This window comes from Streptomyces sp. NPDC037013, assembly GCF_055607265.1.
In genome coordinates, this window is the sequence record NZ_JBVJRV010000009.1 from 290698 (window position 1) to 313998 (window position 23301).

Consider the following 23301-nt stretch of genomic DNA (forward strand, 5'->3'; position numbering starts at 1 on the left):
GCCTGTATGCCGCGGTGGGCGGTGCGCCCCGATACCGGGGGGACGGAACCCGAAAGTGGTACTGCCGTGCGGAGAAAACGTGTGGGAGCGGGGCGGGGTGCTAGGGCCCCGGCGTGCTCCGCCTCATGAGCCGAAGTCGGCCTTGTGGTGGGGTGCGCGTTCCTGGAACTGGAAGGTGCGGTCGGGCCGGGGGCGCAGGCACTTGGGCCTACGCCCCCGGCGCCGGTGTCAGCTCTTGGTGGCTCCCTCGCGTACGCGCAGCGCCCGTGCCAGGTCGTCGAGTTGGTCGACGAGCTTGCGGCGCAGGGCCGGGGTGGGGTCGGCGTCGCGCAGGCACCGTTCGCCGAGGTGGAGCGTCTCGGCGTCCACGAAGGGCAGGGGGAAGGCGTGGCGGCCCGCCGCTTCGGCCATGGCGGGGCCGCGGCGGGCGGCGAGGGCGACGGCGTCCTCGAAGTAGCGGGGGACGTACTCCCGCACCAGGTCGTCCTGGCCGGGCTGCCAGAAGCCCTGCGCGGTGGCGGTGAAGAGGTAGTTGGACAGGTCGTCCGTGGCGAACATGGCCTCCCACGCGGCCCGTTTGGCGTCGGCGTCGGGCAGGGCGGCGCGGCAGCGTGCGGCGCCCTCGCGGCCGGTGGCGCTCGGGTCGCGGGCGAGTTCGGCGGCGATGGTGGCCTCGTCGGCGGCGTCGAGTGCGGCGAGCCTGCCGAGGGCCCGCCAGCGCAGCTCGGGGTCGAGCTCGGGGCCGCCGGGCACGGTGCCCTCGCTCAGCCAGGCCTGGAGGGGTGCTGCCTGGGTGGCGACGTCGATGGCGCCGCGGACCGCGGTGAGGCGCAGGCCGGGGTGGGAGCCGTCCTCGGTGCGGCGGATCAGGTCGCGGCAGAGGTCGCCGAGGAGGGCGAGGGCGGCGGGGCGCTGTGCGGGGGCGGTGTAGCGGTCGGCGATGTGCGTGGTGGCGAAGGTGAGGACGCCCTGGACGAGGGCGAGGTCGGTCTCCGCGGGGAGGTGGGCGCGGGCGGCCTCCAGGTAGGCGGAGGGGGCGAGTTCGCCGTCGCGGACCATGTCGCGCAGGCTGTTCCACAGGACGGCGCGGGTGAGGGCGTCGGGGACGCCGGAGAGGGCGTGCAGGGCGGTTTCCCTGGACGTCTCGTCGAGGCGGATCTTGGCGTAGGTGAGGTCCTGGTCGTTGAGGACGAGGAGGGCGGGGCGGCCGCCGTCGCGGGCGATCTCGCCGGTGGCGGGGACGTCGGTCTCCAGGCGTTCGCGCAGGACGAGGGCGCCGCTGCCGGAGAGGTCGCGGTCGTAGACGCCGACGGCGATGCGGTGGGGGCGGCCGTCTTCCCGGCCCGGGCCGCCGTCGCGGTCGATGGCGAGGGTCCACCGGCGTCCGGTGTGGGTGACCTTCGAGGTGAGGGTGTCGACGCCGGTGGTGCGCAGCCATGCCTCGGCCCAGCCGTGCACGTCGCGGTCGGTGGCGTGGGCGAGGGAGTCGATGAAGTCGGCGAGGGTGGCGTTGGCGAACTTGTGCCGGGCGAAGTGGGTGTTGATGCCCGCGAGGAAATCCTTCTCGCCGAGCCAGGCGACGAGCTGGCGCAGTGCGCCGGCCCCCTTGGCGTAGGAGATGCCGTCGAAGTTGAGCATCGCGGAGGCGGTGTCGGGGACGGCGTCGGGGTCGGGGGCGACGGGGTGGGTGGAGGGCCGCTGGTCGGCGTCGTATCCCCAGGATTTGCGGGCGACGCCGAAGTCGGTCCAGGGGTCGGTGAAGCGGGTGGCCTCGGCGGTGGTCTGGAAGCCCATGTACTCGGCGAAGGACTCGTTGAGCCAGATGTCGTCCCACCAGGTGAGGGTGACGAGGTCGCCGAACCACATGTGGGCCATCTCGTGGGCGATGACCATGGCGCGGGTCTGCCGCTCGGTGTCGGTGACGGCGGAGCGGTAGATGAACTCGTCGCGGAAGGTGACGAGTCCGGGGTTCTCCATGGCGCCCGCGTTGAACTCGGGGACGAACGCCTGGTCGTAGGAGTCGAAGGGGTAGGGCTCGTCGAACTTCTCGTGGTAGCGGTCGTAGCAGGAGCGCGTGATGTCGAGGATCTCCTCGGCGTCGGCGTCCATGAAGGGGGCGAGGGAGCGCCGGCAGTGGATGCCGAAGGGCAGTCCGCGGTGTTCGGTGCGCACGGAGTGCCAGGGGCCGGCGGCGACGGCGATCAGATAGGTGGAGACGGGCGGGGTGGGCGCGGCCCGCCACGTCCCGTCGCCGGTGTGCTCGGTGATGCCGTTGGCGAGGACGGTCCACTCCTCGGGCGCGGTGACGGCCAGTTCGAAGACGGCCTTCAGGTCGGGCTGGTCGAAGGCGGCGAAGACGCGCTGGACGTCCTCCATGAAGAGCTGGGTGTACGCGTACGTCTCGCCGTCGGTGGGGTCGGTGAAGCGGTGCATGCCCTCGCCGGTGCGGGAGTAGCGCATCGTGGCGTCCACACGCAGCTCGTGTTCGCCCGCGGTGAGTGCGTCGAGCGCGAGCCGGTTGTCGATGAGGCCGGCCGGGTCGAGGGGCTGCCCGTCGAGGGTGACGGAGCGCAGTTCGGCGGGTTTGAGCTCGACGAAGGTGGCGCCCTCGGTACGGGCGCTGAACCGGATGACGGTACGGGAGCCGAAGGTGTCGCGGGCGGGATCGGCCGCCCCGCTCAGGTCGAGCTCGATCGAGTACCGGTGAACGTCGATGAGCCGGGCTCGGGTCTGCGCTTCGTCGCGCGTCAGTACGGGCATGGGGGCCATGCTGCCTGATGGGGCGGGGCCGGGTGTAGGGGCCCGGCCCGGGGGCGGGGCGGCCTCCCGGGGCGGCCGTCCCGCGGGGCTCGCGGGCCGGGTGGCGGTTCGGTGTCCTCGCCTGCCCGGAGGTGGTGGTCCGGGCGGCGGAGGCGGTCGGTGGGAGGGGGCCGGGGCGGGGGTCTCCCGTGCCTCTCCGGCCTTTCCCGCCCGTCGCGGATCAGGCTCCGTCGGCCGTGTCCCCGGCCCGGTCGCCGCCGGCGATCACTTCGTGGTGGCGGATGACCTCCGCGATGATGAAGGTGAGCAGTTTCTCGGCGAAGGCCGGGTCGAGCTTGGCGTTCTCGGCGAGTTCGCGCAGGCGGGCGATCTGGCGGGCCTCGCGGGAGGGGTCGGCGGGCGGCAGGTGGTGCTGGGCCTTGAGGTGGCCGACCTGCTGGGTGCACTTGAAGCGCTCGGCGAGCATGTGGACGACGGCGGCGTCGATGTTGTCGATGCTGTCGCGCAGCCGGGACAGCTCGGCGCGCACGGCCTCGTCGGTGCCGGTGGGGCCGGCGTCGGCGGCCGGGACGCTCGCGTCGCGGGCGTAGGGGGCGGCGGCCCCGTTCGCGCTGTTCTCGTCACTGGTGTGGCTGGTGGTCATGGGCCACGAGCCTACGTTGCCGGTCCGGGCCCGCCACCGGCGGAAGAGCGCAGGATCGGCGGGTGGTCGGGGTCGGGTATCTGGTGCGACCAGCCGCCCGGCACGGTCCTGCCCTGCTGGTCGCGGAAGCGTACGGGGGCCATGCCGACCCGGCGGGTGAAGAGGCGGGAGAAGTACGCGGGGTCGTCGTAGCCGACGCGGCGGGCGACGGCGGCGACGGGCAGCTCGGTGGCGGCGAGGAGCTCCTTGGCGCGGCCGAGGCGGATGCCGAGGAGGTAGTCCTTGGGGCTGCACCCCGCGCCGCGCCGCACGGCGGTGCGCAGTTCGGCGGGGGTCATGCCGTGGCGTGCCGCGTGCTCGGCGACGGAGAGCGGCCGGAAGGCGTCGCGGGCCAAGGCCTGGAGGACGGGGTCGCCGTCGGGGGCGATGTCGGCGCGGGCGCGGCGCAGCGCGACGAGGAGTTCGTGGACGGCGGCGCCGGTCTCGACCTCGAGGAGGGGGTTGCCGCGCCGGGCGGCGCGGGCGATGCGGGCGACGGTGGCGCGGGCGCCCGCCGCGTCGGAGAGGGGCACGACGGGCCGGGTCGGTTCGATGTAGCCGAGTTCGGTGTACGTGGCGGTGGCGGGGCCGGTGAAGTCGACGAAGCACTCGTCCCAGCCGGTCTCGGGGTCGGGCCCGTAGTGGTGGCGTACGCCGGGGGTGAGCCAGATCAGGGCGGGTGCCGTCACCGTGGTCCTGCGCCCGTCGGGGCCGAGGAACCAGCCGCCTCCCGAGCTGATGACGACGGCCACGTGGTGGTCGAGGGTGCGCGGGCCCACGGTCGGCAGGAGGCCGTGCTGCAGGCCGACGCCGAGGCAGACGAGGCCGAGCCGGTGGTGGGCCGGGCTGGGGGTGAAATACCGCATCCACGTGTGGTACATCCGCGTGCGTCCCTTCCGGTGCGGGTCGGGCCCCGGCCCGCTCGGTGCGTCGCCGGACACGCCCGGTTCCCTCGCTGCGTCCAACCGGACCCGATCTTTGTCCATGGACCCTGCCGCCCGCCAGGGGGAATCGTGGGCGGGCGGTAGGTGAGCGAGAGGATGCGATGAACGGGTTCAGGGTCGGCGAGGACGATTTCGAGCTGGATGGGCGGCCGGTGCGGCTGCTCTCCGGCGCGCTGCACTACTTCCGTGTGCACGAGGCGCAGTGGGGTCACCGGCTGGCGATGTTGCGGGCGATGGGCCTCAACTGCGTGGAGACGTACGTCCCGTGGAACCTGCACGAGCCGCGCCCTGGCACGTACCGCGACGTCGGGGCGGTCGGCCGTTTCCTGGACGCGGCGCGGGATGCGGGGCTGTGGGCGATCGTGCGGCCGGGCCCCTACATCTGCGCGGAGTGGGAGAACGGCGGACTGCCGCACTGGCTGACGGGGGCGGTGGGGGCCCGCGCGCGGACGCGTGATCCGGAGTACTTGGGCCATGTGGAACGGTGGTTCCGTCATCTGCTGCCGCAGATCGTCTCCCGCGAGTACGGCGGGGAGGGCGGTGGCGGGCCGGTGATCATGGTGCAGGTCGAGAACGAGTACGGCAGCTACGGCTCGGACCAGGTCTACCTGCGTCACCTCGCCGACCTGCTGCGCGACCAGGGCGTCACCGTCCCGCTGTTCACCTCGGACGGGCCCGAGGACCACATGCTGACCGGCGGCTCGATCCCCGGCGTCCTGGCGACGGCCAACTTCGGCTCGGGGGCCCGGGAGGGCTTCGCCGCCCTGCGCCGGCACCGGCCGAAGGGCCCGCTGATGTGCATGGAGTTCTGGTGCGGCTGGTTCGACCACTGGGGCGCGGACCATGTCGAGCGGGACGCCGGTGACGCGACGGCGGCGCTGCGCGAGATCCTGGAGTGCGGGGCGTCGGTGAACCTCTACATGGCGCACGGCGGCACCAGCTTCGCCGGGTGGGCCGGCGCCAACCGCGGCGGCGGCTCCCTGCACGACGGGGAGCTCCAGCCGGACGTCACGTCGTACGACTACGACGCGCCCATCGACGAGTTCGGCCACGCCACGCCCAAGTTCTGGGCCTTCCGCGAGGTCCTCGCGCGGTACGCGGCCACCCCGCCGCCCGAGCCGCCCCCGCCGCTCCCCGCCCTCGGCACCCCCGCGTCGGCGGCGCTCACGGAGTGGGTCGCCCCGGACACGGTCCTGGCCGCCCTGGGCACCCCGGAGTCGGAGCACGCGGTCCCGCCCACCTTCGAGGAGCTGGACGTGGACCGCGGCCTGGTGCGGTACGCCGTCACGGTGCCGGGCCCGCGCGAGCCGTACCCGCTGAGCGTCCGGGGGCTGCGGGACCTGGCCGTGGTGTACGTGGACGGCGAGCGCGCCGGTGTCCTGACGGAGGGCACCCCGACCCTGCCCGACCCGGTCGCCGGGCACGCGCGCGTGGAGCTGTGGGTGGAGTCGTTGGGCAGGGTGAACTACGGCCCCCGCACGGGCGAGCCGAAGGGCGTCACCGGCGGCATCCTCCACGAACGGCAGTACCTGCACGGGGTGCGGGCCCGCGGCCTGCGCCTGGACGCCTTCGACGACGCCGCGACGGTACGACAGCTCCCCGCGACTACCCCCGGCGACGGCCGCCCCGGCCTGTACCGGGGCACGATCGAGGTCACCTCCCCCGGCGACGCGACCCTCGAACTCCCGGGCTGGACAAGGGGCTTCGCATGGATCAACGGCTTCAACCTGGGCCGCTACTGGTCGACGGGCCCCCAGACTTCGCTGTACGTACCCGGCCCGGTGCTGCGGGAGGGGGCGAACGAGGTGTGGGTGCTCGAGGCGGAGGGGGCCGGGGGGCCGGTCGAGTTGGGGTGAGTCGCCGCCCGTGACGACGGAGCCCGTCCCTGGATTCTCAGGGACGGGCTCCGTCGTCACGGGGGCTCCTCAGACCTCCGTGACCTCGAACGTGTCGAGGACGAATTCCGCCTTGCCGTCGTCGCCCGTCTTGCGCAGGCCCACCCAGGCCTCACCTTCGTCGGGGGCCGTGAACTCGTGGGTGAGCGTGGTGGGTTGGGTGGCGGGTGGGAGGTTCTTGCGGTCGGTCTCTTGGGGGGTCGGGGTGTCGACCGCGGTGATCCAGGCGTACTGGCCGGCCTTCTCGTTCTCGTAGCGGAAGGAGACCCGGTAGCGCCTGCCCGGTGTGAAGCGGACGGTGTGCGGGACCGTGCGGTAGACGAGGCCGGGGTTCTCGCCGCGGGACTTCAGGGAGTTGGTGCCGTCGATGACGTCGTCGATCTCCTTGCCGTTCCAGCCCCGCTGGGTGAAGGGGGCGTGGCGCTGGGCGATGTGGGTGCGCGGGTCGGTGATGTCGCCCGCGTCGCCCTTGACGAAGGGGCCCCAGCCCTGCGGCACGTGCTCGAAGTCCTCGTGGACCAGGGTGCCCCGGGGGAGTTCGGCGGGGCGTGAGGTGGCGACGACGCGGACGTTGTCGAAGCGCACGCGCGCGTGGCCCGCCTCGGCGCGCAGCGTCAGCTCGGCCGTGCCGCCGCCCTCGGGGACGGTGAAGTACGTGAACATGCGTTGGAAGCGGGTGCCGTGTTTGCGGTCGGCGGCGACGTAGTTGCCGGCGGTGGAGGTCTCGGTGAAGTTGGTGGCGGTGATGCCGTCGGCGGTGCGCACCTCCAGGGACGCCTTGCGCCGCTCCCCCGGCCGCTCCCCCACCTCGACCTGCACGGAGGCGGCGTACGTCCCGGCCTTCAGGCGGGCGAGGCGCTGGCCGACGGATGCCGCGCCGCCCGCGCCGATGACCAGTTCGTGGTCGCCGAGGGCGCTGAGCCGCACCGCGGCGGGGCCGCTTACCTTCCAGCCCTTCAGGGAGCCGGAGTGGAAACCGGGGTCGTGCAGCGGGGTGCCCTGGCCCCACTTCGGGTCGGGCAGGGCGGCGGCGCGCTCGCGGTAGAGGACGTAGGGCTGCTTCGGTGCGGCGGTGAGGGTGACTTTTCCGCCCGCCACGGAGACGTACGACTCGAAGACCCGCCCCTGGTCGGTGAGCCGGTACAGCGCCACCCGGGAGCGGCGTGCCCACGCGCGCGGGAGCCGCCAGCTGGTGGTGCCGCCCGCCGGGTTGTAGTGGTACAGCTTGGCCGGGTCGTGCGCCGTGCGGGGCTCCCAGGGGAGCAGGTAGCGGCCGTCTTCGTAGACGACGCGTCCCTCGGTGGTGATGCGCCGCTTGCCGGAGGCGTCGGACACAGTCGTGCGCGTCTCGCCGAAGAAGGAGATCTCGTGCTCGTCCCACTTCTTGATGGGGTGGGCCTGGAGGTACTTGGCGGGCAGCGAGTGGGTCCAGATCAGGTCGTAGAAGGCGTGCCAGTCGGTCTTGCCGACCCAGCCCTCGAAGTTGCCCATGCGGGCGACGCCGAGGAGCGTGGGCCACTTGTCGGCGAAGACGTCCTTCTGGTGGTGGCGCACGAAGCGGATCAGCCGGGAGTTGATGCCGCGCGAGGTGTCGCCGCCGTAGTCGGTCTCGGTGGCCCAGTGCGACCAGAGCGAGGAGCGCTCGAACCCGTGGCCCCACTCGGACGTGATGGTCCAGCCCTGCTCGCGGAAGGCCCGCTGGAGACGGTCGGAGGTCCAGCCGGATTCCCGGAACACGTCGATGTAGAGGGCGTTCAGCCCGTCGTCGGTCTGGGCGCGCAGGTCGGCGAAGCGTTTGATGATGTCTCCGGAGACCAGGTCGCGGCGCTGGTCGATGCGGTAGCTCTGGTCGAGCCAGTCCCACTGTTCGTTGTTCTTGTCGACGAGCTTCTCGGAGAAGGCGTGGGCGACGGGGTAGGACTCGGTGGCGTTGACGTGCACGCTGAAGTCGCTGTTCCACTTCTTGCCCTCGCGGACCAGGGTGTTGAGGTCGGCGAGGCCGCCCGCGCGCGTGTTGTAGTTGTCCGCGTAGTCGGGGTGGGCCGAGTCGTGGCCCTCGGACTGGTAGCCCTTGAGGAGCGTGTACTGGCGCAGCCCGTCGGTCGCCAGGTGGATGCGCTTGACGTTGTCGAGGGTGGCGAGGAACGGATTGGTGGCCTGCGAGGCGAAGTTGAACGGGATGTGCGGGACGACCCGCAGATGCTGCTCGTCGGCGCCGCGCGGGTCGACCATGATGTCGCGGAAGGCGATCGCGGCGTCCTGCCAGTCCACCTTGCCGTCGCCGTTGCGGTCACCGGTGATCACGACGGTGGCGTACGGCAGGGGTTCGGTGGCGTGCACGGGCGCGGTCGCGGCGCGGTGCGTCCACTGTCCGGGCGTCAGGCGCACCTCTACGGGGCCGGCGTCCGCGGCTGGCCGCACCGTCTCGCGCCAGAGGCGGCCGTTCTCCCAGGTGGTGCCGTCCGCGCTGGTGGGCTTGTCATAGACGGTGTTCGTCTCGATCGCGCCGCCGAGTCCGTCGTGCGCGACGACGGCGTACGCGCACCCGACGGGCGGCTCGGCGGGGGTGTCCGCGGCCGGCCTGACGAGGGTGTCGCCGCTCTTGGCCTTGTCCAGCTGGATCCTGGCGGCGAGCAGGGCGGCGCCCGGCTGGTCGCTGCGCACGGAGAGCAGGGCGAGTCCGGGGACGCGCAGGGTGCCGACCCGCAGCGCGGCCGTGTCCGCGATCCTCGTGACGCGCCAGTGGACCTGCCGGCCCTCGACCGCGATCTCGACGTCGATGCGGGTGCCGCCGTCGAAGGTGAGGACGTACGCGATCCGGGTTCTGCCCGCCGTGGCGGTGACCTTCGGGGTGTGCTCGACCTCGTCGATCAGGACGGTGGTGACGGGGTCCGGCGTGCCGTGCAGCACGGCGCCGCTGTCGCGGTCCGTGTACGAGACGACGCTCGGGAAGCCGGTGGCGACGCGCACCTCCAGGTCGGCGGAGCGCAGGACGGTCTCGGCCGCCCGGCGTCCGCCGGGGCCGGGCGCGGCGAACGCGCTCCCGCCCGCTCCGAGGGCGACGCCCATCCCGGCGATCGCGCCCGTCGCGACCACGGCTCTGCGGCTCGGTCCGGACGTGTCTGACGGCAGCATGGGGCACCCCTCCATGGGACGGACGTGGGACGGACGTGGGACGGAATTCGTGCCGCTCACGATGCGCCGGGCGGGGTGAACGCGCCCATGGACAAAGAAGAAGCAGGTGTTGGACTAACCGTCGCCCCGGCCCCGAGCCCCGGCGTCCCGTGCCTCCGGTCCCCTCCCCCGCGCCCGGACGCGGAGTGGGGCGCCCGCCGAACGCGGGCGCCCCACCACGGACCGTCGGGCCCCGGAGTATCAGAGTCCAGGACTCAGAGCTCCGAAGCCGCCTTCTCTATGTCCGCCGCGAAGGTCGAGACCTCGGTGTAGACACCGGGGAACTTGGGCCGCGCGCAGCCGTTGCCCCAGCTGACGATGCCGACCTGGACGTACTCGCCGGCCTCGTCCTTGCGGAACATGGGGCCGCCGGAGTCGCCCTGGCAGGTGTCCGTGCCGCCCTCGGCGAGGTTGCCGGCGCACAGCTCCTCGCCCGGCGTGAGGTCATCGCCGTACGCGGCCTGGCAGTCCGCGTCACTGACGAACGGAACGGTCGCCTTGAGAAGGTGACGCTGCTGGGCACCGCCCTCCTTGTCGGCGCCCCACCCGGCGATGGTGAAGTCGCCCTCGTTGTACTTGGTGTCCTTGGCGATCTTCAGGGTGGGCTGGTCGATCGGCCCGGCGAGCTTGATGAGCGCCCAGTCCTTGCCCTTGCCGTTGTAGCCGGGGGCCTGGAGGACCTTGGTGGACTTCACGCTGACCGCGTCGGGGCTCTCCAGGTCCACGACGCCGCCGGTGGCGGTGATGCCGGTGTTCTCACCGGAGCCGTCCACGCAGTGGGCGGCGGTCAGGACGATGTCCTTGGCGTACAGGGCGCCGCCGCAGCCCATGGAGAGACGGACCATGAACGGGAATTCGCCCTGCACGGCCGGGGTGCCGCCGACGACGCGCTCGCCCGGCTTCGGGCCCGGGTGGGGGGCCGCCTGGGCGGCCACGGGCTGCAGGCTGACGGTCGCGAGCGCGATCGCGCCGAGGGTTGCGGCTCTCTTGACTCCACGCAGCGTGGTCTTCAACTGACTTCCCTTCGTGGGGGGGGTCGTGGGGGGTTGTGTGGGGGTGGGGGGGTTGTGGGGGGTGGGGGGTCGCACGCGTGGCGGGCCCCGGCCGTCCCCGCAGGATGCGCGTGGATGGCATGAGCCCGCCAAAGCGTTGTTGCGGATTATGGAGATCGGTGTCCGCTCAGGACAAGGGGCGATTTCCGGCCACGGCGTGTCGCACGGCCCCGCTCCGGTCGCCCCGATCCCCGTACAGTGGAGGCGGGTTGAAGTGCCCGGTGAGTGGCTTCAGGGGGTGCGGACGTGACGGTCGCCGGCGGTCCCGTGGTGCACGGATACCCCCACCTGGAGACCGTGCGGGCCGCGCTGACCGCGCTCTACAAACGCCTCTCGTACGACACCGTCCACACCTTCGAGACCAGCGTCGCCCCCGTCGACGTGGCCTTCGGCGACGAGGACGACCTCCACCTCGGCGTGCAGCGGCTGGCCCGCGAGATGGTGCGGCATCTGCGGCTGCCCGACGCCCGGATGATCGTCTGCTTCCGCGAGATGGAACACGCCGCGTCCGTCGAACTCGCCGCCGGGCCCGAGTACTTCATCGAGCTGAACGACCGCTTCCGCACGCACCGCAGGGACATCGGCGCGGCACTCGCCCACGAGGTCATGCACGTCTATCTGCACCGCCTCGACCTGTCGTTCCCCGGCACGCGCGACAACGAGATCCTCACCGACACCGCGACCACCTACCTGGGCGCGGGCTGGCTGCTGCTCGACGCCTACCGCGAGGACGGCGCCTCCTCGCAGAAGCTCGGCTACCTCACGCCGGAGGAGTTCGGATACGTCCTGGCCAAGCGGGCGCTGGCGTTCGGCGAGGCCCCGGAGACGTGGTTCACCAGCGCGCAGGCGTACACGGCGTACACGAAGGGACTCGCCCAGGCCCGCCGTGACGAACAGCAACCCCCGCTCACGGCGGCCGGCTGGGCGGGACGGCGGCGGTACGCGAAGGACCGCCGCTCCGCGCGTGAGCACGGCGGCGCGGTCGTGTCGGGCGGCGCCTACTCCTTCTCCCTCGACGCGGGCACGCTCCGGGTGGCGTTCCCCTGCCCCACCTGCCACCAGCGGATCAGGGTGCCGGTGCGGGGCCGGGTACGGGCGCGGTGCGCGCTGTGCCGGACGGTGCTGGAGTGCGACACGTAGCGGGGCGGAAGGGGTGGAGGGGGTGGGGTCCGGGCGGGCCGGTTACGAGGGGGTCGACCAGTGGCCGGGGCGGTCGAGCGAGTCGGACAGCTTGGTGTGCTCGTCGCCCCGCGCGGCGTTCACCTGGGACTGGGTGAGGAAGAGCGCGTCGGTGAGGTCGGCGCCGCGCAGGTCCGTGTCGCGGAAGTCCACGCCGATCAGGTCGGCGCCCCGCAGGTCGGCGTCGCGCAGATCCGCGCCGATGAGGTACGCGCCGCGCAGGTCGGCGCCGGTGAGGTCGGCGCCCTTGAGCCGCGCGCCGATGAGGTCGGCGCCCCGGCGGTTCTTCTTGCCACCACCCTTGGCGCCGCCTCTGCCCTTGGCGTTCTTCCCGCCCTTGCTTCCCTTCCCGCTCTTGTCGCTCTTGCCGCCCGCGTCCCGGTACTCGGCGCGTACGAGCTCGCTGGCGCGCAGGAGGAGCCGGTTGACGTCCTGGCGGTGTGCGGCGACGTCGGTCTCGACGATGGCCTGCGGGGTGCCCCGGGTCAGCCGTTCCGTCTCGGTGAGCGCCCGCTCCAGGTCGGCGGCGATCGGCCGGGTCTGCGGGAAGGCGAGCGCCTCGGTGACGTACCAGAGCAGTTCGTGGAGCTGCCGCATCACCGGGAACGCCTCGAACATCTGTCGTGCGCTCGCCGGGTCCTCGCGCCAGTCGCGGCCCTCGAAGGTGCCCTGGGAGATGTGCTGGCCCGCCCCGAAGCAGTCGTAGACGGTGCAGCCCCGGTACCCCTTGCCCCGCAGGTCGCGGTGGATGCCGCAGCGGAAGTCCGTCCGCAGGTTGGCGCAGGGCGTACCCGCGTCCTTGTCGACCGGGAAATCCGACGACTTGGCGAAGGTGAGGGCGACGCAGCACAGCCCGAAACAGCTGCCGCAGTCGGCGCGCAGCCCGGCGCGGTCGTCTTCGAGCAGGGGCAGGGCGACGGGTTCGCGCTCCGGAGTCATCGTGCGGGTTCCTCTGGGGGCCGGGTCGTGCGGGGGTACGTCACGTCATTCTTCCGCCCGCGGCCCCGGGAAGGGACCGCGGGCGGAAGAGTCGCTCCTGCTGGGGCGAGGGAGGGGGATGGGTCACGCCGCGGAGCGGCGGCCTCCCTGCGCCCCGCCGCCGGAGCGACCGCGACGGGAACGACCGCCACCGCCACCGGCGCCGGCGGAACCGCTCCTGGCCTGGCCACCCTGACCCTGGCCACCTTGGCCCTGGGCCTGACGGGGAACCCTGCGCTGACCCTGGCTCTGGCCCTGACCCTGACCGCTCTGACCGCCCTGAGCGGACCCGGCGGCTCCGCCGCCACGCGGGCGTCGGCGTCGCTGCGAACCGCTCCGCGAGGCGGGCTGCTGCTGCGGCTGTGGCGTCTCGATGACCACCGGCACACCCGAGGGCTCGCGCGCCCCGGTGATCCGCACCAGTTCCTCGTCGGAGGAGGAGACCCGTGCCGTGTTCGGGCTGATCTCCGCGTCGGACATGAGGCGCGTCATCTCACGCTTCTCGTCGGGGAGCACGAGGGTGACGACGCTGCCGGACTCCCCCGCCCGCGCGGTGCGGCCGCCGCGGTGGAGGTAGTCCTTGTGGTCGGTGGGCGGGTCGACGTTGACGACGAGGTCGAGGTCGTCGACGTGGATGCCGCGCGCCGCCACGTTCGTCGCGATCAGGGCGGTGACCTGGCCGGTCTTGAACTGGTCCAGCGTGCGGTTGCGCTGCGGCTGCGAGCGGCCGCCGTGCAGGCCGGAGGCGCGTACACCGTTGGCGAGCAGCCGCTTGGTGAAGCGGTCCACCGCGCGCTTGGTGTCCAGGAACATGATCACGCGGCCCTCGCGGGCGGCGATCCGCATGGCGACGGCCTTCTTGTCCGTCTCGTCGGCGACGTAGAGGACGTGGTGCTCCATCGTCGTGACCGCGCCCGCGGACGGGTCGACGGAGTGCACCACGGGGTCGGTGAGGAACATCCGGACGAGCCGGTCGATGTTCTTGTCCAGCGTCGCCGAGAACAGCATCGTCTGGCCGCCCTGCGCGACCTGCTTGAGCAGCGCCGTGACCTGCGGCATGAAGCCCATGTCGGCCATCTGGTCGGCCTCGTCGAGAACCGTCGTACGCACCTGTGACAGGTCGCAGTCGCCGCGCTCGATCAGGTCCTTGAGGCGGCCGGGGGTGGCCACGAGGACCTCGGCGCCGCGGCGCAGCGTCCCGGACTGGCGGGTGATCGACATGCCGCCGACGACCGTGGCCATGCGGAGGTTGACCGAGGTGGCGTACGGCGTGAGCGCGTCCGTCACCTGCTGGGCCAGCTCGCGCGTGGGCACCAGGACCATGGCGAGCGGCGACTTCGACTCGGCGCGCCGCCCGGCCGTACGGGCCAGGAGGGCGAGGCCGAAGGCGAGGGTCTTGCCGGAGCCGGTGCGCCCGCGGCCGAGGATGTCGCGGCCCGCGAGGGAGTTGGGGAGGGTCGCCGCCTGGATCGGGAAGGGCTCCGTGACGCCCTGGGCGGCCAGCGTCTTCAGGAGGGCCTCGGGCATGTCCAGGTCACCGAAGGCCTCGACGGCCGGCAGTGCGGGGGTGATGCTCTCGGGCAGTGCGAACTCGCCGCCCTGGACCGGCTTCGGCTTGCGGCCGCCGGACTTCTTCGCGGAATGCGAGGAATGCGCGGACCCCTTCGCCTGGCCGGTCGGCCTGCCCTTTCCGCCTGCGGCGGCGGGACGCTTGCGGGCGGGGCGCGCCGGACGTTCGGAGCGGTTCATTCAGTGGTGCCTTCCTGGTCGCTGGACTTCCGGACCTCTGAGCCGGTGCGGCTCTGGGCCCGGTCGGGCCCGATGACAGCGCAAGCCGAGGCCCGCACCTTCCGGTGCGGGCCTCGGCTGTGAGGTTCGCGCGCTGCGGCGATCAGGCAGGAACGATGTTCTCGGCCTGCAGGCCCTTCTGGCCCTGGGTGACCTCGAAGGAGACCTTCTGGCCCTCCACGAGCTCACGGAAGCCGGAGGACGCGATGTTCGAGTAGTGGGCGAAGACGTCGGGGCCGCCGCCGTCCTGCTCGATGAAGCCGAAGCCCTTTTCCGAGTTGAACCACTTAACGGTGCCGGTTGCCATGTCAATCTCCTCAACAGGGGCAGTGAATGGAGCATCACCGAATTGCGATACTCCAGCGCTGCAATGACCCCCATACCGGAGAGAACCGGAAAAACAATAATGCGCCCTCGGAGCATTCCCGTCAGGCGCACATAAAGTTCATGGGTACCAAAACTGCAACGCATAACCCTAACACGCTCGCGGGGCCCGTTGTTCCCGTGCCCCGCGAGCGAGCGCGCCGGGCTCACGCCGCAGGGTCCACCGCACGCCGCGGCAGCGCCGGGCACAGCAGCGCGCAGAGCCCGAAACCCGCCACCACCCACGGCATCGCCGCGCCGAGCGCCTCGGTCGGCCCGGCCGATGCATGCCCGAAGAAGACCGTGCCGATGACCGCGGCGCCGAGCGCCCCGCCGAACTGCTGGGCCGTGGAGAAGATCCCCGACGCCCCGCCCGCCAGCTCCGCGGGCACGGCCGACAGGACGATGTTCACCAGCGGTACGACGAGGAAGCCGAGCCCGGCACCGGCCACGACGAGCCCCGGCACCAGCGGCCAGGCCCCGGTGTGCCGTGCCGGGGACCCTTCGACCGCCGCCCAGACCCAGGTGAAGCCGCCCGCCATGAGGAGCGACCCGGCGGCGGGCACGAGCCGCCCGACCCGCACCGCGAGGGCGTCGGCGGCCGGAGCGGTCAGGAAGCCGCCGGCGGAGAAGGCCACGGTGAGGACTCCCGCCTGGAGCGGGGTGTAGCCCTCGCCGCCCTGCAGCCAGAGCGCGAAGACCAGGAAGAAGCCCTGCATGCCGACGGAGAACAGCAGCTGGACGGCGACGCCGACGGAGAACGCGGGGAGCCGGAAGGCGCGGGCGGGCAGCAGCGGCACGGTGGCCGTCGAGCGGCGCCGGCCCTCGACGACGCCGAGCCCCGCGAGACCGAGCACCCCGGCGGCCAGAGAGAGCCAGCCCCACAGCGGCCATCCGTTGGCGCGGCCCTGGACGAGGGGCAGGACGACGGCGACGAGGGAACCGGCGAGGACCAGGCTGCCGAGGACGTCGGGGCGCCCCGCGGAACGCTCACGGGTGGCCGGTACGAGGACGACCGCGGCCGCGAAGGTCACCACCGCCACCGGCAGGTTCACCAGGAACACGGAACGCCACCCCCAGCCGAAGAGGTCGGCGTCGGTCAGGACTCCGCCGAGCAGCAGACCGACGGCCGAGGCGAAACCGGCCACGGCCCCGTACATGCCGAAGGCCGCCCCGCGCTCCTTGCCGTGAAAGAGGGTGCGGAACGAGCCGAGCACCTGCGGCATGAGCAGCGCCGCCGCGACGCCCTGCACGGCGCGCGCCGCGACGAGCTGCCCGGGCGCCTGCGCGACCCCGCACGCCAGGCTCGCGACGCCGAACGCGGCGGTACCGGCGAGGAAGAGGGTCTTGCGGCCGTACCGGTCGCCGAGGTGGCCGGAGACGATCAGCGTCGCGGCGAAACCGAGGAGGTAGGCGGAGACGATCCACTGCAGATCGCTCTCGGAGGCGCCGAGTCCGCGGCCTATGGAGGGGATCGCGACGTTGACGATGGTCACGTCGAGCAGGTCCATGAGGGCGGCGACCATCATGACGGCGGCCGCGGGCCAGCGTCGGGGGTGGGGGGTGGGGGTGGCTGGTGCGGTGCGGGTGGCTGGCGCGGCGTGGGTGGTGGGTGTGGCTGGCGTGGTGGGTGTGGCTGGCGTGGTGGGTGTGGCTGGCGTGGTGGGTTCGGTGGCGGGTGAGTCGGCGCGGCTGGTCATGGACGCTCCAGGGCGGCTGGGAGTGCGGGTACGGGCACGCGGGCGCGGGTTCGGACGCCGCTCCCGATTTATTTCGTTCGGCCGAACGAAAGAGTCGCACCCCGCCCGCAGTGATCGCAAGCCTTTCGTTCGGCCGAACGAAAGAGCCCTCACCCCACCCCCAGCGACCCCAAGTCTTTCGTTCGGCCGAACGAAATGTGAGCTACGGTTACCCCATGAGCAGCACGCGCCCCCGGAAGCAGCACGGAGAGCCGGACGCCCGCGAGGAGTGGCGGCGCGCCGAAGCGATCGAGCGGCTCACCGCCGCCGGCCGCGAGAGCAGCGCGGTCACCGTGATGTTCCACTCGGCGGTCGCGGCCCGGCAGGGGCTCGGGGCGACCGAGACCAAGACCCTCGACCTGCTCCAGCGCGGCGGCCCGCTCACCGCCAAGGAGCTGGCCGAGCGCACCGCCCTCGCGCCCGCCTCGGTGACCGGCCTCGTCGACCGTCTGGAGGCCAAGGGCTTCGTCCGGCGGGTCAAGCACCCCACCGACAAGCGGCGCGTACTCATCGAGATCCGCGAGGAGCAACTCGCGGGCCTGGAGGACATCTTCGAGGACTGGGCCCGCGAAGTCGGCGAGCTCTACGAGGAGTTCACGACCCAGGAGCTGGAGACCGTCACACGCTTCTTGGAGGGCGCGGCCGAGCGCCAGCGGCGCGCCGCGGCACGCCTCTCGGAGTAGGTACGGCCACCCCGCCCGACCCCTCCCCCTCCACCTGTCGCCCCCACTCCCCTTCCCGCTCTACATAATTGACTATTCGTCAGCTTCTCGCGCACGCCCCTTCCTCGCTCGCCGGGGCCTCGCTACCTTCGACCCTCGACCAAACAATCGCTTGGTTGGGCCGAAGAGCGACCCTCCGGCACCGCACACCTGCCGAGCACCATGCCGATGGGAAGGCGGACCGATGCGCATCTCTCGTACCCGCACCAACGCCCGTACCAGCACCAGCACCCGTACTCACACCCGCACCCACACCACGACCGCAGCCCTCATCTCCGCGATCGTCCTGAGCACCCTGCCCGCCTGGACCACCCCCGCCGGAGCCGCCTCGCCCACCACACCCACCGCGTCCGCCCCCGCCCCACTCCGCCACGCGCACACACACGTCCACGCGCCCCGCCCCCTCGCGGACACCATCCACCACGTCCCGCTCCAGGGCGCGGTCAACGTACGGGACGTAGGGGGCTATCGGACGTACGACGGTGAGCGGGTCGCGTACGGGCGGGTCTTCCGTGCCGACGCCCTCAGCAAGCTCACGGACGCGGACCTCGCCACGGTCTCCCGGCTCGGGCTGCGGAAGGTCATCGACTTCCGGGTGCCCGCGGAGGTCCAGTACGACGGCGCGGACCGGCTGCCCGCCGGGGCCGCCGCGGTCTCCCGGCCGGTCACTGACAACGGGCTCTTCGCCCGGCTCCTCACCGCGATCGGTTCCAAGGATCCGGTCAAGCAGGAGGAGATGCTGGGCAACGGCAAGGCGGCCGCGTTCATGCGGGAGGTCTACCGCACCTTCGTCACGGACTCCACCGACCGCGCCCAGTTCGCGGCCACCCTGCGGGACATCGCCGACAGCCGCTCCCCGCTGCTCTACCACTGCACCTCCGGCAAGGACCGCACCGGCTGGACGACGTACCTGCTGCTGCGCCTGGTCGGCGTGCCGGGCGGCACCGCCGTCGACGACTACCTGGCGTCCAACACCTACCGGGCCGCGTACGACAAGCAGGTGCGCGACGCGCTCAAGCAGGGCGGGCTGATGCAGAACCCCGACCTGATCATCCCGCTCCAGGAGGTCCGCACCGACTACCTCGACACGGCGCTCGACGAGGCGACCGCACGGTACGGGAGTCTGCAGGGCTATCTGACCAAGGGGCTCGGGCTCGACGCGGGCACCATCCTCAAGCTGCGCGCACGCTTGGTGGACTAGCGCGAACGCCGCACCCCTCCCGGCTCACCGCTCCCGGCTCACCGCCCCTGGCCCACGATGCCGCCCGCCCGCGCCGCCGCGAGCCATGCCGGGAACTCCCCCACCAACCGGTCGTAGAGCTGTTCGTCCGACAGCGCCAGGGGGTCGTGACCGGCGTGGAAGAAGCCCGCGTTGTCGACCGGGCGCCGGGCGGGGACGGCGAGTTCGTCGAGCTTCCGCAGATAGTCGAACTGCTTGCTTCCCGGATCGCCGAAACCGATGAACTGCCAGAAGAGGGGCAGCTTCGCCGCCTTGCACAGATAGCGCTCGGCGGCGAGCTTGTTGATCGGGCCGCCGTCGGTCTGGAAGACGACGAGGGCGGGCGCGCGGGAGCCGCTGTCCAGGTAGTGGTCGATGACCGCGTCCATCGCCAGGTGGTAGCTGGTCCTGCCCATGTGGCCGAGCCCGGCCACGATCTCGTCGACGCGGCCGCGGTGGTTGCCGAGCGCGATGTCCGTCACCGCGTCGATGTCCGTGGAGAAGAAGACGGTGGGGACGACCCCGTCGTCGTCGAGGTGCGCGGAGAGCCCGAGCACCCGGTCGGCGAGGGCCTGGACGCTGCCGTCCTTGTAGTACGGCAGCATGGAACCGGAGTAGTCGACGACGAGGTAGACCGCCGCTCGCTCCCCCTCCAGGCCGTGTCTGCGCAGCGAGACCCCGGCGCTCTTGTAGAGGTCGACGAGTGCCGGCGCCGACTCCTCCATCTTGCGCAGACTGATCGCAGGCCCCATGCGCGGCTCCATGCGCGACTCCGTTCCTCCGGCGGACCGCCACGGTGCCGGTCCGTCAGCGGCCGAGGGTACGTGGTGTGCGCCGGCGCACCGGCGGCCCGCTCGGCGCACGAGGACCGGTCCGCCGCGGCGGGCGCCCCTGCGTGGCCGCGGTGGCCGCCGGCTTCGCGGACCAGGCCCACTTCGGCCGCTGGTTCCGGCGCGTCTACGGGGTCACGCCGGGCGTCTTTCGCGGCGCCTGAGCCCTTCTTTCTCCCGCATATGACTGCTAGACATATGCCGCTCGGCGGCCCCCGGGCCGCGGTGGACGATCGAGGCGTACTGGAGGCGTGCCATGGGCTCCCGGGAGTTCCCCCGCGGACTGACCGGCAGGACCGTCCTGATCACGGGCGCGGGCCGCGGCCAGGGGGCGGCGGAGGCACGGCTGTTCGCCGGGGCGGGGGCGCGGGTCGTGGTGACGGACGTGCGGGAGGACGAGGGCCGCGAGGTCGCCGCGTCCCTGGGTGACCAGGGGTTGTTCGTACGTCATGACGTCACCGACGCGGAGAGCTGGGCGTCGGCCGTGGCGGCCGCCGTCGGTGCCTTCGGCCGGCTGGACGCGCTGGTGAACAACGCGGCGCTGTGGCGTACGGCGTCCGTGGAGGACGAGACGTACGAGAACTTCGAGGCCCTGGTCCGGGTCAATCTGCTCGGCCCTTTCCTGGGCATCCAGGCGGTGCTGCCCGCGCTGAAGGAGGCGGGCGGCGGGTCGGTGGTGAACGTGTCGTCGACGGCGGGACTCGTCGGCATCCCTGGGCACGCGGCGTACGGGTCGACGAAGTTCGGGCTGCGGGGGCTTACCCGGTCGTCGGCGCTGGATCTGGCGAAGTACCGGGTGCGGGTCAACTCCGTGCATCCCGGGGCGATCGACACCCCGATGATCTCCGCGGCCTCCGCCGGGCGGGACTGGTCGCACCTGCCGCTCGGCAGGATGGGCCGCCCGGAGGAGGTCGGTGAGCTGGTGCTGTTCCTGGCGTCGGACGCGTCGTCGTACATCACGGGGTCGGAGTTCACCGTGGACGGCGGTTCGACGGCAGGGTGAGTGGCCGGCTCAGTGGCGGCCGGTCAGGAAGACCGAGCGGAGCTTGAGGCGCTCCGTGGCGGGGCGGCCGTGCGGGCGCAGGCTCCAGGAGTCGCCGGTGCAGTCCGGATCGGTGAACACCATGACCCACTCGTCGGTTCCGTTGTGCGGGGCGAACGCGGGCGCGGTTGCCTCCGGGTCGGCGACCTGGGGCAGGGGGTGGCAGCCGGGGCTGTGCGGGTGGTGGAGGGTGGCCGACCGGGTCCTGCCGTGGTCGTCGTACTTGTAGGAGAAGTTGCCGGTGGCGGCGGTCGCGGAAGAGGTCGGCAGGGTGACGACGAGGGCGAACGCGCCGAGGGCGGCGGCGAGTGTGTGGCGAACGGGCATGGTCTCTCTGTTTTCCTTCCGGCGCGGGACGTGGGTGGTCCGACGCGCGTGGGGGTGGCCGGACCCGCCCGGGAGTTGACGGGTCCGGCTGCGCCCTCCCCGGCCGGCGGCCGCCGCATGCGTGACGTCACCCCTGCGGGGGGTGCCGCAACGATCCTGCGTACGCCGGGTGGACCACCCCGGGGTGCCCGCCCCCGGGCCGTGCCCCCGCCTACTCCCCGGCCTGCTCCTGGAACGCGGGCAGGGCGAAGATCCGCGTCTTCGCGCCGTCGTCCATCAACTCGACCAGCGGCATCACCAGTTCCCACAGGTCCTGCTTGTCGACCTCGCGGGCGAGCGCGTCCAGGTCGGCGTCGGGCAGCGCCCCCGCGGCGTCGGCGACGACCTTGCGGGACTCCGGCGGCAGCGCCTGGACCAGCGGCAGGAACTCCGCCCACAGGGCCGTGGCCACGACCGCGCGCACGACCTGGCCGAGCACGTCGGCGCCGCGCAGCGAGGGCAGTTCGGCCACCGCGCGCCGCTCCTCGGGGCCGAGCAGGGCGACCAGGGGCAGCAGGGACTCCCACAGGTCCTGTTCGGCGACCGTCACGACCAGGGAGTCCAGGTGGTCCTGCGGCTGGGCGGCGGTGAGCGAGGCGATGCGGCCGCGCTGCTCCCCGGTGACCATGCCGGCGACGGCCAGCGCCTCGGGCCACAGTCCTTCGGCGGCCGCCGTGCCGATGACCGACGCGAGCCGCTCCGGGCCCATCAGGTCGATGAGGGGGCCGAGCCGCGCCGGCTCGTCGATCGCGAAACCCGTCCGCAGCACGGTGGCGTCGTCGACCTGCGGCAGGATCCGGCGCAGGGCGGGCTCGGGCAGCTGGCCGACGAAGCGGCCCATGGTGAGGTGGTCGCCGCGTTCGGCGAGCGCCACGGCGATGCGGACGACGAGGGCTTCGTCGAGGCGGTCGACGATGCCCTTGATGCGGCGCGGGTCGAGGTGGGCGCAGGACTGAGCGGTGAAGGAGACCGGCAGCTTCTCGATGATGTCGGCGGAGCGCGCCGGTTCGAGGCGTCCGGCGACGGCCGCGGCCAGGCGCGGTCCGAGGGCCTTCTGCGAGATGGCGGCGGCGACCCCGGCGGGCACCAGCTTGGTCGCGGACGCGATCCGGTCGAGCATCTCGGGGGCCCGGTCGAAGAGTGCCGCGACGCACTGGGTGCGGAAGCGGCGTACGTCCTCGACGGGCAGGGTCCGAAGGAAGGCGAGCGTGTCCGGTTCGACGTCGAGCAGGTGGGCGATCTTGAGGGTCTCGGCCCGTGCGCGCAGCGTGTCCATGCTGACTCCTCGCTCCTTCGGCTATCGGAAGAGAATCCGGCGCACGGGGCCGCGGGCCAGTGCGGGCACGAGTTTGAGCGCGTCTTCGGCGGCCTCGTTCAGTCCGGCGGCCCGGCTCGCGCGCTGGCGCTCCAGCGCGTCGGCGAGCACCGCAAGCTGTTCGGGCGTCAACCGGCCGAAGGACTCCGGTGGTTCGTCCCGGAGCTGGGCGCCGAGCCGTTCGCGCTGCTGCTGTGTTCCGGTGTCCATGTCGCCTCCCAGGGCGGACCCCCACGGCTGATACGGGTCCCGAGAGTGGCGCCGAATTGACTTTTAGTCAATAGAGCGGGATACGGAAGGCTCGCTACCGGTCATGCCCACGTAATCTTGGCCGCATGAAACGTGCCGGTCTCCTGCTCCTCGTCGCCGTCGCCCCCCTCGCCACCGTGGGCGCCTACCTGCTCGGCGGCGACCCGGAGAGCGGCCACGCCGCGGCCAAGAGGAAGGCTCCCGGCGTCGGCCGCCCGTACGACGAGGGCAAGTCGAAGGCCGAGCTGAAGGCCGATGACGAGCTGATCGCGGACCTGCCGCCCGGCCTCGCCGCGCCCGCAAAGAAGGAACTCGCGCAGCAGCTGGTGTCGAGCGCGGAGAACTCGACGCTGGACTGGCGCGGCCAGTACGGCTACATCGAGGACATCGGCGACGGGCACGGCTACACCGCGGGGATCATCGGCTTCTGCACCGGCACGCACGACCTGCTGCGGCTCGTCGAGCGGTATACGGAGGACCACCCCGACAACGGCCTCGCCCGCTATCTGCCCGCCCTGCGCGAGGTCGACGGCGGCGACTCGCACGAGGGCCTGGACCCGGGGTTCACCGGGGCGTGGCGGGCGGAGGCGGCGAAGCCGGCGTTCCGCAAGGCCCAGGACCGCGCGCGCGACCGCGTCTACTTCGACCCGGCGGTGCGCCTGGCCAAGCTCGACGGACTCGGCACGCTCGGCCAGTTCATCTACTACGACGCGATGGTCCTGCACGGCCCCGGCACCGGCCCCCGCGGCTTCTACGGCCTGCGCGAGGCGGCCCTGAGGGAGGCCGACACCCCCTCCGAGGGCGGCAAGGAGAAGGCGTACCTCGACATCTTCCTGGACATCCGCCGCAAGGCGATGAAGCGGGAGAAGGCCCACCAGGACACCTCGCGGGTGGACACCGCCCAGCGCCAGTTCCTCTACGACGGCAATCTGGCCCTGAAGACGCCGCTGACGTGGAAGGTGTACGGGGAGACGTTCAAGGTTCCGTAGCCCCGTACACCCTCC

Annotated in this window: 20 protein-coding genes; 7 read left to right on the top strand and 13 right to left on the bottom strand. The window is 72.5% G+C overall.

Annotation, left to right across the window (positions count from 1 at the left end; all coding sequences use genetic code 11):
- Positions 1 to 228 precede the first annotated feature (228 nt).
- The 3 genes from pepN to ACZ7DY_RS31945 all read right to left on the bottom strand — a co-directional run bounded on the left by pepN (position 229) and on the right by ACZ7DY_RS31945 (position 4323).
- Positions 229 to 2769, bottom strand: a complete 2541-nt coding sequence (gene pepN / locus ACZ7DY_RS31935) for an aminopeptidase N (RefSeq protein WP_471141555.1) — start codon at positions 2767 to 2769, stop codon at positions 229 to 231.
- Positions 2770 to 2980: 211 nt separating this feature from the next.
- Positions 2981 to 3403: a chorismate mutase gene (locus tag ACZ7DY_RS31940; RefSeq protein ID WP_471141556.1), complete on the bottom strand. Its 423-nt coding sequence runs from the start codon at positions 3401 to 3403 to the stop codon at positions 2981 to 2983.
- Between the two features lie 11 nt (positions 3404 to 3414).
- Positions 3415 to 4323 (bottom strand): helix-turn-helix domain-containing protein, encoded by a 909-nt coding sequence (locus ACZ7DY_RS31945; protein WP_471141931.1) that lies wholly within the window; start codon positions 4321 to 4323, stop codon positions 3415 to 3417.
- Positions 4324 to 4487: 164 nt separating this feature from the next.
- Here ACZ7DY_RS31945 and ACZ7DY_RS31950 point away from each other — a divergent pair, with 164 nt between their 5' ends.
- Positions 4488 to 6242 carry a glycoside hydrolase family 35 protein gene (locus ACZ7DY_RS31950; protein WP_471141558.1) on the top strand — a complete coding sequence of 585 codons (1755 nt, stop codon included), beginning with the start codon at positions 4488 to 4490 and terminating at the stop codon, positions 6240 to 6242.
- A gap of 69 nt (positions 6243 to 6311) precedes the next feature.
- Here the strand turns inward: ACZ7DY_RS31950 and ACZ7DY_RS31955 are convergent, their stop codons facing one another.
- Together ACZ7DY_RS31955 and ACZ7DY_RS31960 are read right to left on the bottom strand one after the other, a co-directional pair.
- Positions 6312 to 9416 (bottom strand): endo-alpha-N-acetylgalactosaminidase family protein, encoded by a 3105-nt coding sequence (locus ACZ7DY_RS31955; protein WP_471141561.1) that lies wholly within the window; start codon positions 9414 to 9416, stop codon positions 6312 to 6314.
- Between the two features lie 254 nt (positions 9417 to 9670).
- Positions 9671 to 10468: a S1 family peptidase gene (locus tag ACZ7DY_RS31960; RefSeq protein ID WP_471141564.1), complete on the bottom strand. Its 798-nt coding sequence runs from the start codon at positions 10466 to 10468 to the stop codon at positions 9671 to 9673.
- Positions 10469 to 10753: 285 nt separating this feature from the next.
- Here ACZ7DY_RS31960 and ACZ7DY_RS31965 point away from each other — a divergent pair, with 285 nt between their 5' ends.
- Positions 10754 to 11647 (top strand): hypothetical protein, encoded by an 894-nt coding sequence (locus tag ACZ7DY_RS31965; protein WP_471141566.1) that lies wholly within the window; start codon positions 10754 to 10756, stop codon positions 11645 to 11647.
- 42 nt (positions 11648 to 11689) lie between these two features.
- On the opposite strand, the gene ACZ7DY_RS31970 is transcribed toward ACZ7DY_RS31965, so the two are convergent.
- The 4 genes from ACZ7DY_RS31970 to ACZ7DY_RS31985 all read right to left on the bottom strand — a co-directional run bounded on the left by ACZ7DY_RS31970 (position 11690) and on the right by ACZ7DY_RS31985 (position 16515).
- A complete protein-coding gene (locus ACZ7DY_RS31970; protein WP_471141567.1) occupies positions 11690 to 12625 on the bottom strand; it encodes a pentapeptide repeat-containing protein in 936 nt (311 codons plus the stop codon).
- Positions 12626 to 12748: 123 nt separating this feature from the next.
- A complete protein-coding gene (locus ACZ7DY_RS31975) occupies positions 12749 to 14413 on the bottom strand; it encodes a DEAD/DEAH box helicase (RefSeq protein WP_471141570.1) in 1665 nt (554 codons plus the stop codon).
- 142 nt (positions 14414 to 14555) lie between these two features.
- Entirely contained in the window at positions 14556 to 14759 is a 204-nt protein-coding gene (locus ACZ7DY_RS31980; protein ID WP_055556530.1) for a cold-shock protein, read from the bottom strand.
- Between the two features lie 223 nt (positions 14760 to 14982).
- Entirely contained in the window at positions 14983 to 16515 is a 1533-nt protein-coding gene (locus ACZ7DY_RS31985; RefSeq protein WP_471141571.1) for an MFS transporter, read from the bottom strand.
- Positions 16516 to 16730: 215 nt separating this feature from the next.
- Here ACZ7DY_RS31985 and ACZ7DY_RS31990 point away from each other — a divergent pair, with 215 nt between their 5' ends.
- The gene (locus ACZ7DY_RS31990) at positions 16731 to 17237 is read left to right on the top strand and encodes a MarR family winged helix-turn-helix transcriptional regulator (RefSeq protein ID WP_471141573.1); all 507 of its coding nucleotides are present in this window, start codon (positions 16731 to 16733) and stop codon (positions 17235 to 17237) included.
- 223 nt (positions 17238 to 17460) lie between these two features.
- A complete protein-coding gene (locus tag ACZ7DY_RS31995) occupies positions 17461 to 18477 on the top strand; it encodes a tyrosine-protein phosphatase (RefSeq protein WP_471141575.1) in 1017 nt (338 codons plus the stop codon).
- 38 nt (positions 18478 to 18515) lie between these two features.
- On the opposite strand, the gene ACZ7DY_RS32000 is transcribed toward ACZ7DY_RS31995, so the two are convergent.
- Positions 18516 to 19247, bottom strand: coding sequence for a vWA domain-containing protein (locus ACZ7DY_RS32000; RefSeq protein WP_471141577.1), 732 nt, complete (start codon positions 19245 to 19247; stop codon positions 18516 to 18518).
- Positions 19248 to 19324: 77 nt separating this feature from the next.
- Between ACZ7DY_RS32000 and ACZ7DY_RS32005 the strand changes: the two genes are divergently transcribed.
- Positions 19325 to 19489 (top strand): helix-turn-helix domain-containing protein, encoded by a 165-nt coding sequence (locus ACZ7DY_RS32005; RefSeq protein ID WP_471141579.1) that lies wholly within the window; start codon positions 19325 to 19327, stop codon positions 19487 to 19489.
- A 92-nt stretch (positions 19490 to 19581) separates the two neighbouring features.
- Positions 19582 to 20328, top strand: a complete 747-nt coding sequence (locus ACZ7DY_RS32010) for an SDR family NAD(P)-dependent oxidoreductase (protein WP_471141580.1) — start codon at positions 19582 to 19584, stop codon at positions 20326 to 20328.
- 9 nt (positions 20329 to 20337) lie between these two features.
- On the opposite strand, the gene ACZ7DY_RS32015 is transcribed toward ACZ7DY_RS32010, so the two are convergent.
- The 3 genes from ACZ7DY_RS32015 to ACZ7DY_RS32025 all read right to left on the bottom strand — a co-directional run bounded on the left by ACZ7DY_RS32015 (position 20338) and on the right by ACZ7DY_RS32025 (position 22258).
- Positions 20338 to 20694 (bottom strand): hypothetical protein, encoded by a 357-nt coding sequence (locus ACZ7DY_RS32015; RefSeq protein WP_471141581.1) that lies wholly within the window; start codon positions 20692 to 20694, stop codon positions 20338 to 20340.
- Positions 20695 to 20905: 211 nt separating this feature from the next.
- Entirely contained in the window at positions 20906 to 22009 is a 1104-nt protein-coding gene (locus tag ACZ7DY_RS32020; RefSeq protein WP_471141583.1) for a hypothetical protein, read from the bottom strand.
- A 21-nt stretch (positions 22010 to 22030) separates the two neighbouring features.
- Entirely contained in the window at positions 22031 to 22258 is a 228-nt protein-coding gene (locus ACZ7DY_RS32025; protein WP_471141585.1) for a hypothetical protein, read from the bottom strand.
- Positions 22259 to 22383: 125 nt separating this feature from the next.
- Here ACZ7DY_RS32025 and ACZ7DY_RS32030 point away from each other — a divergent pair, with 125 nt between their 5' ends.
- Entirely contained in the window at positions 22384 to 23286 is a 903-nt protein-coding gene (locus tag ACZ7DY_RS32030) for a chitosanase (protein WP_471141588.1), read from the top strand.
- Positions 23287 to 23301 lie beyond the last annotated feature (15 nt).

What these genes read in the sequence shown, in the direction of transcription:
- pepN (WP_471141555.1), bottom strand. Translation starts at nt 2,769, where the DNA reads ATGGCCCCCATGCCCGTACTGACGCGCGACGAAGCGCAGACCCGAGCC.
- ACZ7DY_RS31940 (WP_471141556.1), bottom strand. Translation starts at nt 3,403, where the DNA reads ATGACCACCAGCCACACCAGTGACGAGAACAGCGCGAACGGGGCCGCC.
- ACZ7DY_RS31945 (WP_471141931.1), bottom strand. Translation starts at nt 4,323, where the DNA reads ATGTACCACACGTGGATGCGGTATTTCACCCCCAGCCCGGCCCACCAC.
- ACZ7DY_RS31950 (WP_471141558.1), top strand. Translation starts at nt 4,488, where the DNA reads ATGAACGGGTTCAGGGTCGGCGAGGACGATTTCGAGCTGGATGGGCGG.
- ACZ7DY_RS31955 (WP_471141561.1), bottom strand. Translation starts at nt 9,416, where the DNA reads ATGCTGCCGTCAGACACGTCCGGACCGAGCCGCAGAGCCGTGGTCGCG.
- ACZ7DY_RS31970 (WP_471141567.1), bottom strand. Translation starts at nt 12,625, where the DNA reads ATGACTCCGGAGCGCGAACCCGTCGCCCTGCCCCTGCTCGAAGACGAC.
- ACZ7DY_RS31975 (WP_471141570.1), bottom strand. Translation starts at nt 14,413, where the DNA reads ATGAACCGCTCCGAACGTCCGGCGCGCCCCGCCCGCAAGCGTCCCGCC.
- ACZ7DY_RS31980 (WP_055556530.1), bottom strand. Translation starts at nt 14,759, where the DNA reads ATGGCAACCGGCACCGTTAAGTGGTTCAACTCGGAAAAGGGCTTCGGC.
- ACZ7DY_RS31985 (WP_471141571.1), bottom strand. Translation starts at nt 16,515, where the DNA reads ATGACCAGCCGCGCCGACTCACCCGCCACCGAACCCACCACGCCAGCC.
- ACZ7DY_RS31990 (WP_471141573.1), top strand. Translation starts at nt 16,731, where the DNA reads ATGAGCAGCACGCGCCCCCGGAAGCAGCACGGAGAGCCGGACGCCCGC.
- ACZ7DY_RS31995 (WP_471141575.1), top strand. Translation starts at nt 17,461, where the DNA reads ATGCGCATCTCTCGTACCCGCACCAACGCCCGTACCAGCACCAGCACC.
- ACZ7DY_RS32000 (WP_471141577.1), bottom strand. Translation starts at nt 19,247, where the DNA reads ATGGGGCCTGCGATCAGTCTGCGCAAGATGGAGGAGTCGGCGCCGGCA.
- ACZ7DY_RS32010 (WP_471141580.1), top strand. Translation starts at nt 19,582, where the DNA reads ATGGGCTCCCGGGAGTTCCCCCGCGGACTGACCGGCAGGACCGTCCTG.
- ACZ7DY_RS32015 (WP_471141581.1), bottom strand. Translation starts at nt 20,694, where the DNA reads ATGCCCGTTCGCCACACACTCGCCGCCGCCCTCGGCGCGTTCGCCCTC.
- ACZ7DY_RS32020 (WP_471141583.1), bottom strand. Translation starts at nt 22,009, where the DNA reads ATGGACACGCTGCGCGCACGGGCCGAGACCCTCAAGATCGCCCACCTG.
- ACZ7DY_RS32025 (WP_471141585.1), bottom strand. Translation starts at nt 22,258, where the DNA reads ATGGACACCGGAACACAGCAGCAGCGCGAACGGCTCGGCGCCCAGCTC.
- ACZ7DY_RS32030 (WP_471141588.1), top strand. Translation starts at nt 22,384, where the DNA reads ATGAAACGTGCCGGTCTCCTGCTCCTCGTCGCCGTCGCCCCCCTCGCC.